Source organism: Streptomyces poriferorum (assembly GCF_019399235.1).
GTDB lineage: Bacteria > Actinomycetota > Actinomycetes > Streptomycetales > Streptomycetaceae > Streptomyces > Streptomyces poriferorum.
Window position 1 is genome coordinate 1 of sequence record NZ_JAELVH010000012.1, and the last position, 14083, is coordinate 14083.

Consider the following 14083-nt stretch of genomic DNA (forward strand, 5'->3'; position numbering starts at 1 on the left):
CAGTGCGGCCCGCCGCGGTGCGCTCGGGCGTCCACGTTGGAGACGACCGCGGAGTGGCCCGGCATGAACCGTGCCGTGGCGAGGGCCGCGGCGAAGGGCTCGACCGCTTCGGCCATCAGCGGGGTGTGGAACGCGCCGCCGACCGTCAGGGCCACCACTTTGGCCGCCCCTGCCCGTTCCGCCGCCCGGGAGCAGCGTTCCACGTCGGCCGCGTGGCCCGCGATCACCGTCTGCTGCGGTGAGTTGAGGTTCGCCACCCACACCTGGCCGCCGTCGGCGTGGGTCTCGTCGACCAGGTGCTGTGCCTGTGCGGCGTCCAGGCCGAGGATCGCGGCCATCGCTCCGTCCGCCCGGGCGCAGGCCGTCTGCATGGCCGCGCCGCGTGCCACGATCAGGCGGACCGCGTCCTGCGGGTCGAGGATTCCGGCGGCCACGAGCGCCGAGTACTCGCCCAGGCTGTGTCCGGCGCAGGCGCCGGGGAAGGCGGCCAGTGGGTGCTGGCGGCGCAGCTCCGTCAGCGCCACCATGGCCAGGGTGAAGGTGGTCAGCTGGGCGTTGTCGGTGCGCCGCAGCGTCTCCGTGCCGGCGTCCAGCAGCAGGGCCTCCATGTCCCGGCCGGCGGCCTCGGAGACCTCCGCCACCACGGACCAGCCGGGGGTGCGGTGCCAGGGCAGGCCCATGCCAGGACGCTGCGCTCCCTGGCCGGGGAACATGAGCGCCAGTCGGGTGCTTGCCATCGTCTTCCGTCTCCTTCCTGCGGCCGGGGGCGATATTTCACTGTGCGGTGGGTGACGCGTCACCGTCCACTGACACGCGTTCCCCGCCACTGGCGTCAGTGACTTTCCCATTCCCGGATACCGCGGTCCGGATCGCATTGTTGCGATCCGTTGCTTTCTCCGGTGATGAAACCACTTCAACCACCCTGTCAGGACTGTGCGTTGCACTTGAGTGGTGGCTGAATGCGCCTTTGGAAGGGGGGGTGTTCCTTTGTGTTTCCGGGCTGGTTCAGCGTGTCGAACCGAATATCAGGCGACGGCCTGACCGAGCAGGGCCAGGTGTGCGCAGTGCTGTGTGACCATGAAGAAGCGGTACGGGCGGCGGCGCAGATGGCGGTCGTCGGTGGCGTGGCCCGCGAGCGTCACGGCGGCCAGGGTCAGCCCGCCCACCAGGACCACGCAGGCGGTGGGCAGTTGCTCCGGTGCCCAGCGCAGCGCTCCGGCGGTGAAGAAGGTGCCCACGGCCACGGCGCCGGCCGCGACGAGGACGCGGGTGCGTCGTTCGCCCAGGGTCACGGCCCAGGTGCGGCGGCCGGCGGCGGTGTCGCCCTCGATGTCGGAGAAGTCCTTGGCGACCGCGCCGACGAGCGCCATCCACAGGGACATGGCGAGGGCCGTGAGGAACAGCGCGGGCGAGCTGGGCGAGACGCCCAGGGCGAGGGGCCCGGCGGCGTAGGTGAGCAGTCCGGAGAGGAACACGACGCCCATCGCCGCGGGTGTGCTGTTCTTCCAGACGGTGCGGGGTGCGGAGTAGGCGTGCCCGAGCAGGAGCATGGCCGTGCACAGCAGCAGGGGGCCGAACCCGGCGCACGCCGCGGATATCAGCGAGGCGACGGCCGCACCGCGGGCGACGAGCAGTGCGGTGTGACGGGGCAGCCGGCCGCTCGCTATCGGGCGGGCCGAGCCGTTGACCTGGTCCTCGTGGTAATCCATGCATCCGTTGTAGAGATAGGTGTAGAAGATGGCGCCGAACCATGCGAGGGAGCCGAACACCGCCTGAAGGACCGGCCGGGCGCCGAGGCCCGGATCCACCGCGAGCGCCAGTGCGATACCGGCGAAATAGCGGAGCTGAAAGGCGATCAGAACGGCGGGGCGGGATTCTTCGATGCAGAGTCGCAGAATGCTTGGAATCCGGTACTTCGGACCACTGGGTGCAGTCACAGGCAGTGGCCGTATCGTCGCCATAGGCATGCCCAGGAGCCTAGGCATGGGCAGGGGTACCTGACTGTTCTGCAAATGAGCCATGGCTACCACTAAAGAGGCATGCAATACCGGCGGGTCGGATTCCGAATTCCTCCGGCGCCGGAGCCGGCTGTGCCGGAGTCCTATGCCTGCGTTCCGGTAAGCCTGTCCGCCGCCGGAGTCCTGTGCCCGCGTTGCGGTAAGCCTGTCCGCCGCCGGAGTCCTGTGCCTCCGTTCTGGTAAGCCGGTCCAGCGCCGGAGTCCTGTGCCTCCGTTCTGGTACGCCGGTCCACCGCCGAAGTGGACCCCCCGCCCGTCTCCCGCCCGCGCTTCGCTGGTGAGCAGGCGGGCGCCGTCGATTCCGGCACCCCGCTTCCCGTTATGGGCCGTTGGCAGCCCTGGTCCGTTTCCGACCCCGGGAAGCCATCATGCGTACCCTCCTGTCCCCGTCCCTGCCCTCCTCGTCCCTGCCCTCCTCGTCGCCCTTCCCGTCTCCTTTCCCGAGCGTCGCGGTTCTCGCGCCGGGTGAGGTCCATGTCTGGTCCGTCCCGCTGGACCATGTGCCGCCCGAGCGTGCGGACATGGTCCTCGATCCCGGCGAACGCGCCCGTGCGGCGCGGATCCGTCATCCCCGCGCGCAGTGGCGCTACCGCCGGGCGCACCTCGCGCTGCGTACCGTGCTCGGCGGCTACCTCGGCGTCGCGCCCGGACTGCCCCGCTTCACCCGGCGCTGCCCCGAGCCGGAGGTGTGCGGCGGCTGCGGCCGCGGACGGCCCGTGCTCGTGGACGGGCCCTGGCCTGATATCGGCTTCAGCCTGTCTCATTCCGGAGCCGCCGCCCTGGTGGGTGTGGCCGGGGAGCCGGGCGCGGTCGGTGTGGACGTCGAGCGGGTCCGTACGACTTTCGACTGGGGCCGGGTGCCCGCGGTGGGACCGCAAGACCGGATTGCTGGATTCCGTACCTGGACCGCGGTCGAGGCGGTGGGCAAAGCGGCGGGAACGGGTCTGCGTATACCGGTGTCGGTCGGTGCTCCCGAGGCGGGCGGACTGCGGCGCGCGCACCGGTCAGGTGATTCCGCCGACTGGTACGTTCACGATGTGGACTGCCCCGACGGATATGTGGGTTGCGTTGCCACGGCGATCCCACAGGCTGCGGTAAGCGTTTTCTCGTGGCCGTCGCACGACTTGTCTCAGAACGTGGGACGGGTGGAGCCATGTTGACATTCTGTAACCGTACGATGATGATCCGACAGTCGGTTTCGGATGAGGGTGGGGGCTCTTTTGATGCATTCCGGTTTTGTTGAATCCGACACAGCCGAACAACTCCTGGGCCGGACGCATGAATTACTGTCCGACTACCGGGGCCGGCTCGAAAAGATCAAAAGTCCCCTGGTCTCAAACGAAGAGACCTGGCACACCTGTGCCCTCCAGGCCGAACGCATCATCCGGGACTGCGCGGACAGCCTGCGCAGCGGCCGGGCCGACGTGCGTGACCGGCTGATCCAGCAGGTCGAGGGCCTGGGGGTGGCGCGGGCGACCCAGGGCATCGACGCCGTCCACTCCATCCGTGCCGGGATGATCCTCTTCGACATCGTCTTCGACGCGCTCGGGAAGGCGATGGTCGACTCACCCGCCGCGTTCGACGGTTTCCAGGCCGGCGTGCGTACGTTGCAGCAGGGGATCGGCAGACGGCTGGAGGCCGGCGCGATCGGCCACGACACCTATCTGCTGAACACGGTGCGGGAGGTCAACGCCGCCAGTCAGCGGCAGCTCGCCCGCGAGATACACGATCACCTCGGCAACCACGTCAGCCTCGCCCTGCGCCGTATCGAGCTGCACGAACTGACCTGGGAATCCAGCCCCGACGAGGTCGCCGTACGGATCGGAGCCGTCAAGGACACCCTCACCGAGGCCCTCGGCATCATCCGCGACCTGGTGACCCAGCTGCGCCGTGCCGACCGCGAAGGCACGCTGGAGTCGGCGTTCACCGCGTTCCTGGAATCGATGGAGATCACTCCCTCCAAGGTCCGGATCAAGGTCAACGGCAGTGAGGAGTGGGCCCCGCAGGACGTGCTCGACGAGGTGTTCCTCGTGGTGCGGGAGTGCCTGCGCAACTCCCTGGCGCACGCCGAGGCCGAGCATGTGCTCGCGACGGTGGACATCGCACCGTACAAACTGCAGGCGCTGATCGAGGACAACGGATGCGGCTTCGACGTCTCGGAGGTCGCCACGGCGGGCCGGGCCAACGGGATCGCGTCGTGCACCGAGCGGGTCGAACTGCTCGGCGGCACCATCCTGTTCGCCAGTGCACCCGAGGGCACTCGGGTCACGCTCACGATCCCCCTGATGGACCTCCCAGGTGATTCCGTTGAACGCGCGACCTGAACTCATCCGCATCCTGGCGGCCGACGACCACACTCTGCTGCGTACGGCGCTGGCCGAACTGCTCAACGCGGAGGACGACTTGCAGGTCGTCGCCCAGGCGAGCAGCGGGCGGGGGCTCGTCGAGCTGGTGGAGCGGCACCAGCCGCATGTGGTGCTGCTCGACGTGGAGATGCCGGACCACCACCCCAGGGCGGCGGTACGCGGGCTGCTGGAACGATTCCCCAGCCTGCGGATCATCATCCTCACCATGTACGACGACCAGCCGCTCGTCCATGAGCTGCTGCAGCTGGGCGCCCGGGGCTATCTGCACAAGAGCGTCTCCCGGGCGGCCCTGCTGAGCGCGGTCCGCAACGCCGCCCGGGAGGACGACCAGATCACCATCCTGGTGCCGCGCTCGGGCTACACGGCGGGCGGTGACCAGGCGCACGACCAGGAGGCCGGGCCGGTGTCGCCGCGCGAGCGCGAGGTCCTGACGTGTGTCGCGGAGGCCATGAGCAACCGGCAGATCGCGGCCAGGCTCGGCATCACCGAAGGCACCGTCAAGCGTCACCTGCGCAATATCTTCGACAAGCTGGACGCGGTGTCGCGCATCGACGCGGTGAACAAGGCGCTGGCCCAGAAGCTGATCGCGGCACCCCGGGGCCGCTCGATGCGCTGACGGGTCGTCGCCCGTGGCCCGTCGAGAGGGGGGCACGAGGAGGCCCGCCGCGGCGGGCCTCCTCGTGCCGCTGTGCGGGCTCAGCCGCGGCGGGCTTCCTCGTACGACGCGCCGATGGCCGCCACGGCCTCGGAGATGCCGGTGAGGGGCAGTGAGCCGTATCCCAGGAGCAGGCCCGGCTCACCGGGCGGCCCGCCGAAGCGGAACGCCGCGCCGCTGCGGACCAGGACCGAGCGGCGCAGTGCGCCGTGCACCACGGCCGCCTCGTCGGTGCCCGGGGGCAGTACGGCGTAGCTGTGCAGGCCGGCCGCGCAGCCGATGATGCGGGCCTCCGGCAGGGACTCGTGGACGGCCGCGGCCAGTGCCTCGCGGCGGGAGCGGTAGCGGGAGCGGACCCGGCGCAGGTGCCGGTCCAGCAGACCGCTGCGCATCAGCTCGGCGAAGGCCAGCTGGGTGAGGGTGTCGGAGCCCTGGTCCTGGCGGGAGCGGACCCGCTCCATCAGGGGGTACAGCTTCGGGGGTATCGCCAGCCAGCCCAGCCGCAGACCGGGGACCAGGACCTTGCTCGTGGTGCCCGCGTAGACCACCCGCTCCGGGTCGCCCTCCTGCAGTGCGGTGGGCCGGATCCCGCGGTCGAACCAGAACTCGCCGTCGTAGTCGTCCTCGATGATCCAGCCGTCCCGGGCCCGCGCCCAGGCCAGGAGCTGCTTGCGGCGCTCCGGCGACATCATGACCCCGGTCGGGAACTGGTGCGCGGGGGTGACCAGGACCGCGCGGGCGCCCGAGCGCTCCAGGGCCTCGACCACCAGGCCCTCCTCGTCGACGGGGACCGGCAGCGGGGTCAGCCCGGTGTCCAGGATGAACCGGCGCTGGCCGCTGTGTCCCGGCTCCTCGATGGCCAGTTCATGGATGCCGAGGCGCTGGAGGGAGTCGGAGAGCAGGGCCAGGCCCTGGGCGAACCCCGCGGTGACCATCACCTGCCCGGGCTCGGTGTGCACCGAGCGCACCCGGCCCAGATAGCCGGAGAGTTCGTTGCGCAGTTCGGCGATGCCGGCGACCGGGGGGTAGTCCATGCCTTCGCGGCCGACGTTCTGCAGCACCTTCGTATAGGAGTTGAGCCACTCCTGGCGCGGGAAGTTCGACAGGTTCGCTATGCCGACCCGCAGATCCCAGCGCGCACTCGTCGCCGGACGGGAGTCCAGCAGGGAGGTGTCGCCGACGCTGTCGGGCATCTTCCGGGCGACATGGGTGCCCGATCCGCGGACCGCGTCCAGATAGCCCTCGGCGATCAACTGCTCGTACGCCTCGACCACCACACTGCGCGAAAGACCCAGGTCCAGGGCGAGTTGACGGCTCGACGGCAGTCGTGAGCCGGGGTGCAGCACCCGGTCCTCGACCCTGGTCTTGATGGCGTTCTGGAGCTGCGCGGTGAGTGGCACCGCCGAGTCCCGGTCCACTTGCACCGACAGATGCCAGGCCATCTGGTCTGCTCCGTCTCCCCCGCAGTGGTCTGGGTGGTCTCCCTCGCCCACTGGCCTACTTGATCACGCCAACGGCCTTATTTTATAGCACTCAGAGGGAGAACCCCATGGCTGAAATGACTGGCGTACTCGCTCCCGTGATCCATGGGCGGGACGGCGCAAGCGTCTTCGACGAGAAGATCGAACGCCGCACCCTGCGCGTGGGAATCGTCGGCCTCGGATACACCGGTCTGCCGCTCGGTCTCGGATTCGCCACGGCCGGTCTTCCGGTGCTCGGCATGGACACCGACGCCGAGCGGGTCGACCGGGTGGCACGCGGCAGTTCGTATCTGCCCGATGTGAGCGACAGTGAACTTGCCGCAGTGGCCGCCCGGTTGAAGGCGACCACCGAGTCCGGGGAGCTGGCCGGCTCGGACGTCCTGATCGTCTGCGTGCCGACTCCGGTCACCGGCGACCAGCAGGCCAACCTGGACTACGTGCAGGCCGCGATGGACTCGGTGGCTCCGCTGCTGCGCCGAGGGATGCTGCTGATCCTGCAGTCCACGGTCCCGCCGGGCACCACGGCGGCCGCCGCGGCCGCCCTGGCCCGCACCACCGGCCTGGAGCCGGGCACCGACTTCCACGTGGCGATGGCCCCGGAGCGGGTCGACCCCGCCAACACGAGCGGCTGGAACCTGTCGAACACCCCGAAGGTGGTGGGCGGCCTCACCGAGGAGTGCACCCGCCGCGCGGCGGCCCTGTTCGGGCTGGTCTGCGAGACGGTGGTCCCGGTGTCCCGTACCGAGGTCGCCGAACTGTCCAAGGTCTTCGAGAACACCTTCCGGCTGGTCAACATCAGCCTCACGCTGGAACTCTCCGACCTGTGCCGGAAGCTCGACATACCGGTGCGCGAGGTGATCGACGCCGCGTCGACCAAGCCCTACGGCTTCCTCCCGCACTACCCCGGGCCCGGCGTGGGCGGCGAATGCATCCCGGTCGACCCGCTGTTCCTGCGGGAGGCCGCGGACCGGGCCGGCACCGAGATGAAGCTGGTGGCCGCCGCGTTCGAGCGGGTGGAGCAGCGGCCGTGGCAGGTCGTGGAGCGGCTCGCGGAGCTGGTCGAGGCGCGTGGCTCCTCGTTGCGCGGCGCCAAGGTGCTGGTGGTCGGCGTCAGTTACAAGTCGGGCGTCGCCGATCTGCGCAACGCGCCCGCCCTGGACGTCATCCGAGGCCTGCGGGCCGCGGGCGCCGTCGTCTCGTACCACGATCCGCTGGTCCCGGGCCTCGTCGTCGACGGGGAGCCGGTCACCGCGGCCGACTGGGCGGTGGTGGAGCTGGCGCAGCTGGACGCGGCGGTGATGGTCACCCCCGTACCCGGCCTGGAGCAGGACCTGTTGTGGGGTATCCCGCCGGTCGTCCTCGACACCCACAACAAGCTCGCGGCGGCCAGCAATGTGGCGGTGCTGTGATGGCGGCCACCCTGCTCGCCGGCCGTGCGCTCCCCACCGTCACCCGGGACGCGGTCGCCGGTCGTACGGTGTCGTCCGAGGCGGCCCGGGCGGCGGTGGCGGAGCTGCTGGACGAGGCCACGGACGAGGTGGACGCCGCTGCGTTCCTGACCGCGGTCGCGGTGGGCGGGGCGAGCCCGGTCCTGGTGGCGGCAGCGGTCCAGGCGGTGCTGGCGGTGGCCAGGCCGGTCGCCTGGACGGGCCCGGCGGTCGATGTGGTCGGCACCGGTGGTGACGGCAGCGGCTCGGTCAACATCTCCACGCTGGCCGGTCTGGTCGCCGCCTCCGCCGGGGCGACCGTGGCCAAGGCCGGCAACCGGGCGGCGACTTCGCAGTGCGGGAGCGCCGACCTGCTGGAGGCCCTCGGTATCGACCTCGACCCCGGGGAGCGCCTCACGGAGCTGCTGGCCGAGCACCGGTTCGCGTTCCTCTTCGCCCCCGCGCTCCATCCGGCGCTGCGGAGGCTGGCCCCGGTCCGCCGCCGGCTCGGCTTCCGCACCCTGTTCAACCTGTCCGGCCCGCTCGCCAACCCGGTCCCGCTGACCGGCCGGCTCGTGGGCACCGCGACCCGGCAGGACCAGGAGGTCCTGGCGCAGGCCGCCCAGCTGCTCGGCTACCGGCGGACCTGGGTCATCCAGGGCTTCGACGGGATGGACGAACTGACCACCGCGGGCCCCGCGCGGGTGCTCCAGGTGGACGGCGGCGAGCTCACCGAGTTCACCGTCGACCCGGCCGGGCTGCCGCTGCGGCCGGCCGGCCGCGCCGAGCTGGCGGGCGGTGACGCGGCACGCAACGCGGTCCTCGCCCGCCAGGTCCTCGACGGGACGGCCCCCGCCCCGCTGCTGGACACCGTGCTGCTGAACGCGGCGGCCGTGCTCCAACTGGCCGGTCACGCGGCGGACATGGAGTCCGGCATCGCCCTCGCACGGAACGCCGTGCGGCAGGGAGCTCCGGCCGCTCTGGCCGACCGGCTCGCCCTGACCCCGATCACCCCGGCCGCCGGAACCCATCCGCTCACCCCGGCCGCCGCAACCACCCCGATCACCCCGGAGAACAGCTGATGGCCACGCACCTCGACGACATCGTCGCCGCCAAACGTGCGGCCTGGAGCGGCCCGGCGGCAGCCGACGCCGCAGCCCGCGGCCGCAGGACGCCCGCCGTACCCGGGCGGTTCGCCGCCGCACTCGGCGGCCCCGACATCTCGGTCATCGCCGAGATCAAGCCCAAGTCACCTTCCAAGGGACAGCTGCTCGACCCCGCGCTGGCCGTACCCACCGCCCGGAGCTACATCGCGGGAGGCGCCTCGGCCATCTCCGTACTCGCGGACACGCCCTACTTCGGCGGCTCGCCCGAGCTGGTCCGCACGGTCGCGGAGCACCCGGACGTCACCGTCCCCGTCATGTTCAAGGACTTCCTGGTCGACGTCCGCCAGGTGACGCTCGCCCACGACAGCGGCGCCGACGGCATCCTGATCATCGCCCGCGCCGTCGACGACGCGCTGCTGACCGACTTGGTGCGCACCGCGCACGGCCTCGGCCTCGACGCGCTGGTGGAGACCTTCACCCAGGACGAGGTGGACCGGGCCCTGACCGCCGGCGCCCGCATCGTCGGCATCAACAACCGGGATCTGCAGACCTTCTCGGTCGACCTGGACAACTCGGCCAGGCTGCGCCGCGACATCCCGCGCGGCGTGCTGACCGTGAGCGAGAGCGGCCTGTCCGGCCGCCCCGACATCGAACGCATCGCCGCGCACGGCTTCGACGCCGCGCTCATCGGCGAGTCCCTGCTCAGCAACCCCGACCCCGCCGCCCAGCTGCGGTCCTACACCGGGGTCCAGATTCTGGAGGTGGCCTCGTGAACGGCCGATTCGGCGAGTACGGCGGACAGTTCGTCGCGGAGACCCTGGTGGGCCCGCTTCAGGAACTGGAGGAGGAGTACCAGAAGGCGCTCCTGGACCCGGAGTTCACCGCGGAGCTCGACAAGCTGCTCAAGATGTTCGTCGGCCGGCCCACGCCGATCACCGAACTGCACCGGCTCGGGGCGACGGAGAACGGCGTCAAGCTCTGGCTCAAGCGCGAGGACCTCACCCACACCGGCGCGCACAAGATCAACAACTCGATCGGGCAGGCGCTGCTCGCCCGCCGCCTCGGCAAGAAGCAGATCATCGCCGAGACCGGCGCCGGCCAGCACGGTGTGGCCGTGGCCGCGGCCTGTGCCTACCTCGGCCTCGAAGCCACCGTCTACATGGGCCGGGTCGACGCCGAGCGCCAGGCCCCCAACGTGCAGCGGATGGAGCTGCTCGGGGCCCGCGTCGAGCTGGTCGACCTGGGCACGGCGACGCTGAAGGACGCCATCAACGCGGCGATCCGCGAGTGGATCGCGCGCCCCGACACCACGCACTACCTGCTCGGTTCGGTCGTCGGCCCGCACCCCTTCCCGACGATCGTGCGCAACTTCCAGTCGGTCATCGGCCGGGAGGCCCGCGCCCAGTTCCTGGAGGAGAACGACCGGCTGCCCGACGCGGTCGTGGCCTGTGTCGGCGGCGGCTCCAACGCGGCCGGGATGTTCAGCGCCTTCCTCGACGACCCGGTCCGCCTCGTGGGCGTACAGGCCGCCGGCGAGGGCAAGGGCGGGCAGTGCGGGCACGCGGCCCCGCTGCTCTACGGCGACCCGGGCGTCCTCCAGGGCACCCGCACCTATCTGCTCCAGGACGACGACGGGCAGATCCAGCTCACCCACTCCATCGCCCCCGGACTGGACTACGCGGGCGTCGGCCCCGAGCACTCGCACTACAAGGACACCGGCAAGGTCGAGTACATCTCCGCCTCCGACAACGAGGCCCTGGACGCGTTCGTCGCGCTCAGCTCCCAGGAGGGCATCCTCCCGGCCCTGGAGTCCGCGCACGCGGTGGCCGGCGCCCTGAAGGTGGCCCGCCAGTGCGCCCCCGGCTCCACCGTCCTCGTCAACCTCTCCGGCCGCGGCGACAAGGACCTCACCTCCGCCATGGCCGCCCTCAAGCAGCGTGAGGAGAACGCCCGATGAAGCGCATCGAACAGACCTTCACCGACAACCGGACCAAGGACGAGACGACCCTCGTCGCCTACATCACCTCCGGCTACCCGCTGCTCGGCGAGACCGTCGGCCTGATCTCCGCCGCGGTGGAGGCCGGCGCCGATGTGATCGAGCTCGGTGTCCCCTTCTCCGACCCGCTGGGCGACGGCCCGGTCATCCAGGCCACCGGCCAGGCCGCCCTGGACACCGGCACCACCGCCGCCGCCACCCTCGACGTGGTCGCCGAGGCACGAGCCGCCGGGGTCGAGGCGCCGATCGTGCTGATGGGCTACTGCAACCCGTTCCTGCGCTACGGCCTCACCCAGCTGTACGACGACGCCAGGTCGGCCGGCGTCGACGGGTTCGTCGTCCCCGACCTGCCGGTCAGCGAGGGCGCCGAATGGCTGGCGCACGCCGAGGCGAACGAGCTGGGCCAGACGTTCTTCACCGCTCCCGGCAGCTCGGCGGAGCGCATCGCGGCCTCCGCCGCCGCCTCCCGCGGATTCCTGTACGTCCTCGCCGCCAACGGCGTCACCGGAGTCCGCAAGGACCTGGACCCGGGCCTCGACGCCTATCTGGAGCGGGTGCGCGCGGCGGGCGACACCCCGATGGCCGTCGGCTTCGGGATCTCCCGCCCGGAGCACGTGGCGTCGCTGCACGGCAAGACGGACGGCGTGATCGTGGGCAGCGCGCTGCTCCAGGCCATCGGCGCTGCCCGGGACGCGGCGGGCCGCCGCCAGGCCGTCACGGGGCTGATCTCCTCCCTCAAGGCGGCCACGCGATGAGTGACGCCACCGCCATCCCGTTCTTCAGCGGGGCCGCCTCTGCCCGCCGGGACCGGACCCGGCTGGAGGCCATGGTCCGCCAGGTCGCCGCCTCCGGCCGGTTCACCTCGGGCCCGGTCACCGCCGAACTGGAGGCCGCGATCGCCGCACGCACCGGCGCGCGGCACGCGGTGGCCGTCGCCAACGGGACCGACGCCCTCGTGATCCTCCTCCGGGCGGCGGGCATCGGCCCCGGCGACGAGGTCATCGTTCCCGCCTACACCTTCTTCGCCACCGCCTCGTGCGTCCTGCACGTGGGCGCCGAGCCGGTCCTCGTGGACGTGCTGCCCGGCAGCTACGCGATGGACCCGGCTCGCGCCGAGGCCGCGATCACCGAGCGCACCAAGGCGATCATGCCGGTGCACCTGTTCTCGCAGATGGCCGACATGGAGGCGCTGAAGGACCTGGCCGACCGGCACGGGCTCCTCCTGCTGGAGGACAGCGCCGAGGGCATCGACATGCGGGCGGGCGGGGTGCACGCCGGCCTGTGGGGCAGCGGCGGGGTGCTCTCCTTCTTCCCGACGAAGACCCTCGGCTCGCTCGGCGACGCCGGCATGCTCCTCACGGACGACGACGACATCGCCGCGTCCGCCCGGCGGCTGCGGCTGCACGGCCAGGGCACGGACGGCGCGTACGACACCGACGGTGCGTACGTCTACCAGGAGATCGGCTACAACAGCCGCTGCGACGAACTGCAGTCGGCGTTCCTGCTGCACCGCCTGGAGCGCCTCGGCGACGAGATCGGGCGGCGCGCCGAGCTCGCCGCCCGCTACGACCGGCTGCTCGCCCCGCTCGCCGGGACGGTGACCACGCCGTGGATGGCACCCGCCAAGACGCCGAGCAACCAGGTCTATTACGTGTACCTGATCGAGTGCGACCGCCGGGACGAGCTGGCCGCGTACCTGGAGGCCAACGGGGTCGGCACCGAGGCGTACTACCCGCGCCCGCTCACCCAGCAGCCGCTGCTCGCCCCGCTGCCCGGCTCCCGCCACCCCGTCCCGGTGTCCGACGCGTCCGCTCGACGCGCCCTGGCGCTGCCTCTCTACCCCGACCTCACCGATGAGCAGGCCGACCGCGTCGCCGCCCTCGTCCACGCCTTCTACGGAGCCGCATCGTGACCACCGTCATCCCGTACTTCGACTGGCCCGCCCGCTCGGCCGACTGGGCCGACGACATCGTGGAGGTCTTCCAAGAGGTCGCCGAGAGCGACGAGTTCATCCTGAAGTCCCGGGTCGAGCGGCTGGAGGCGGAGATCGCGGACCGCACCGGAGCGGCGCACGCCGTCGCCGTCGCGAGCGGCACCGGAGCGCTCACCGTGATCCTGGCCGCGCTCGGCCTCGGGGGCGGGGACGAGGTCGTCACCCCCGCGTTCTCGTTCGTCTCCACCGCCTCCACCGTCGCCCTGCGCGGAGCCCGCCCCGTCTTCGCCGACGTCGAGTACGAGACCGGCCTGCTCGACCCGGCCGCCGCCGAGGCCGCCGTCACCGAGCACACCCGGGCGCTGCTGCCGGCCTATCTGTTCAGCGGCTCCCCGAAGATGGGCGCCTTCGCGGAGATCGCCGCCCGGCACTCGCTGCACCTGGTCGAGGACAGCGCGATCGCCCTGGGCGCCGAGGTGGACGGCAAGCCCGCCGGCCGGCACGGGCACGCCGGGGTCTACTCCTTCTTCCCGGCAAAGCCCGCCGGCGGCATCGGCGACGCCGGGATGATCGTCACGGACGACGACGAGCTCGCCCGTACAGCCCGGATGCTGCGCAACCACGGCCAGCCCGCCGGCAAGCGCTTCTACCACGAGCTGCTCGGCTTCAACTGCCGGATGGACGAGCTGACCGCCGGCTTCCTGCTGCGCAAACTCCCGCACCTGGACCGGCTCCTGGAGCGGCGCCGCGAGATCGCCGCCGTCTACGAGGAGGGCCTGCGCCCGCTCGCCCCGGCGCTGCTTCCCCCGCCGGCCGGGTTCGAGGGCCGCTCCGTCTACACCTACGTGGTGCGCGCCCAGCAGCGCGAGGAACTGCGCGCCCATCTGGCAGGCCAGGGCATCGAGACAGCCGTGTACTACCCGCGCCCCCTGCATCTGCAGCCCGCGTTCGCGCACCTCGGGTACGGCCCCGGTGACTTCCCCGTGGCCGAGCAGCTCTCCCGTGAGGCGCTCGCACTGCCCCTGCACCCGGACATGGCGCCGGGGGCGGCCGAGCAGGTCGTGGCCGCCGTCAGCCGTTTCTACGCGGCGGGGAGGTGAG

At 71.5% G+C, this 14083-nt stretch carries 13 protein-coding genes; 10 read left to right on the plus strand and 3 right to left on the minus strand.

From position 1 onward, the window contains the following. Positions 1-737: ACP S-malonyltransferase (locus tag JGS39_RS03730; protein ID WP_219567232.1), on the minus strand; the 737-nt coding region annotated here is incomplete at its 3' end. Positions 738-1025: 288 nt separating this feature from the next. Then, complete coding sequence (locus JGS39_RS03735; protein ID WP_219567233.1) at positions 1026-1937, minus strand: UbiA family prenyltransferase; 912 nt, start codon at positions 1935-1937, stop codon at positions 1026-1028. Positions 1938-2386: 449 nt separating this feature from the next. On the opposite strand from JGS39_RS03735, the gene JGS39_RS03740 reads away from it, so the two are divergent. The 3 genes from JGS39_RS03740 to JGS39_RS03750 all read left to right on the plus strand — a co-directional run bounded on the left by JGS39_RS03740 (position 2387) and on the right by JGS39_RS03750 (position 5000). Next, on the plus strand, positions 2387-3178 hold the full coding sequence (locus tag JGS39_RS03740; RefSeq protein ID WP_219567234.1) for a 4'-phosphopantetheinyl transferase family protein: 792 nt from the start codon (positions 2387-2389) through the stop codon (positions 3176-3178). A gap of 63 nt (positions 3179-3241) precedes the next feature. After that, positions 3242-4342, plus strand: coding sequence for a sensor histidine kinase (locus JGS39_RS03745; protein WP_219567235.1), 1101 nt, complete (start codon positions 3242-3244; stop codon positions 4340-4342). Further along, positions 4326-5000, plus strand: a complete 675-nt coding sequence (locus JGS39_RS03750) for a response regulator (RefSeq protein WP_236064333.1) — start codon at positions 4326-4328, stop codon at positions 4998-5000. The genes JGS39_RS03745 and JGS39_RS03750 overlap by 17 nt, the downstream gene beginning before the upstream one ends. Positions 5001-5080: 80 nt before the next feature. On the opposite strand, the gene pdxR is transcribed toward JGS39_RS03750, so the two are convergent. Beyond that, complete coding sequence (pdxR, locus tag JGS39_RS03755; RefSeq protein ID WP_219567236.1) at positions 5081-6481, minus strand: MocR-like pyridoxine biosynthesis transcription factor PdxR; 1401 nt, start codon at positions 6479-6481, stop codon at positions 5081-5083. Positions 6482-6588: 107 nt separating this feature from the next. Between pdxR and JGS39_RS03760 the strand changes: the two genes are divergently transcribed. The 7 genes from JGS39_RS03760 to JGS39_RS03790 are packed head-to-tail and all read left to right on the plus strand — an operon-like array spanning position 6589 to position 14082. Then, the gene (locus tag JGS39_RS03760) at positions 6589-7929 is read left to right on the plus strand and encodes a nucleotide sugar dehydrogenase (RefSeq protein ID WP_219567237.1); all 1341 of its coding nucleotides are present in this window, start codon (positions 6589-6591) and stop codon (positions 7927-7929) included. Beyond that, entirely contained in the window at positions 7929-9029 is a 1101-nt protein-coding gene (gene trpD, locus JGS39_RS03765; RefSeq protein WP_219567238.1) for an anthranilate phosphoribosyltransferase, read from the plus strand. Before JGS39_RS03760 ends, trpD begins: the two co-directional genes overlap by 1 nt. Continuing rightward, positions 9029-9826 carry an indole-3-glycerol phosphate synthase TrpC gene (locus JGS39_RS03770; protein WP_219567239.1) on the plus strand — a complete coding sequence of 266 codons (798 nt, stop codon included), beginning with the start codon at positions 9029-9031 and terminating at the stop codon, positions 9824-9826. Before trpD ends, JGS39_RS03770 begins: the two co-directional genes overlap by 1 nt. Further along, the gene (gene trpB, locus JGS39_RS03775; RefSeq protein ID WP_219567240.1) at positions 9823-11010 is read left to right on the plus strand and encodes a tryptophan synthase subunit beta; all 1188 of its coding nucleotides are present in this window, start codon (positions 9823-9825) and stop codon (positions 11008-11010) included. Before JGS39_RS03770 ends, trpB begins: the two co-directional genes overlap by 4 nt. After that, the gene (trpA, locus tag JGS39_RS03780; protein ID WP_148020082.1) at positions 11007-11804 is read left to right on the plus strand and encodes a tryptophan synthase subunit alpha; all 798 of its coding nucleotides are present in this window, start codon (positions 11007-11009) and stop codon (positions 11802-11804) included. Before trpB ends, trpA begins: the two co-directional genes overlap by 4 nt. After that, the gene (locus tag JGS39_RS03785) at positions 11801-12961 is read left to right on the plus strand and encodes a DegT/DnrJ/EryC1/StrS family aminotransferase (RefSeq protein WP_219567241.1); all 1161 of its coding nucleotides are present in this window, start codon (positions 11801-11803) and stop codon (positions 12959-12961) included. The genes trpA and JGS39_RS03785 overlap by 4 nt, the downstream gene beginning before the upstream one ends. Beyond that, positions 12958-14082: a DegT/DnrJ/EryC1/StrS family aminotransferase gene (locus tag JGS39_RS03790; protein WP_219567242.1), complete on the plus strand. Its 1125-nt coding sequence runs from the start codon at positions 12958-12960 to the stop codon at positions 14080-14082. Before JGS39_RS03785 ends, JGS39_RS03790 begins: the two co-directional genes overlap by 4 nt. Position 14083 lies beyond the last annotated feature (1 nt).

Bases quoted from the DNA above. Each gene is read 5' to 3' on its own strand.
- JGS39_RS03740 (WP_219567234.1), top strand. From the start codon at position 2,387: ATGCGTACCCTCCTGTCCCCGTCCCTGCCCTCCTCGTCCCTGCCCTCC.
- JGS39_RS03745 (WP_219567235.1), top strand. From the start codon at position 3,242: ATGCATTCCGGTTTTGTTGAATCCGACACAGCCGAACAACTCCTGGGC.
- pdxR (WP_219567236.1), bottom strand. From the start codon at position 6,481: ATGGCCTGGCATCTGTCGGTGCAAGTGGACCGGGACTCGGCGGTGCCA.
- JGS39_RS03760 (WP_219567237.1), top strand. From the start codon at position 6,589: ATGGCTGAAATGACTGGCGTACTCGCTCCCGTGATCCATGGGCGGGAC.
- trpD (WP_219567238.1), top strand. From the start codon at position 7,929: ATGGCGGCCACCCTGCTCGCCGGCCGTGCGCTCCCCACCGTCACCCGG.
- JGS39_RS03770 (WP_219567239.1), top strand. From the start codon at position 9,029: ATGGCCACGCACCTCGACGACATCGTCGCCGCCAAACGTGCGGCCTGG.
- trpA (WP_148020082.1), top strand. From the start codon at position 11,007: ATGAAGCGCATCGAACAGACCTTCACCGACAACCGGACCAAGGACGAG.
- JGS39_RS03785 (WP_219567241.1), top strand. From the start codon at position 11,801: ATGAGTGACGCCACCGCCATCCCGTTCTTCAGCGGGGCCGCCTCTGCC.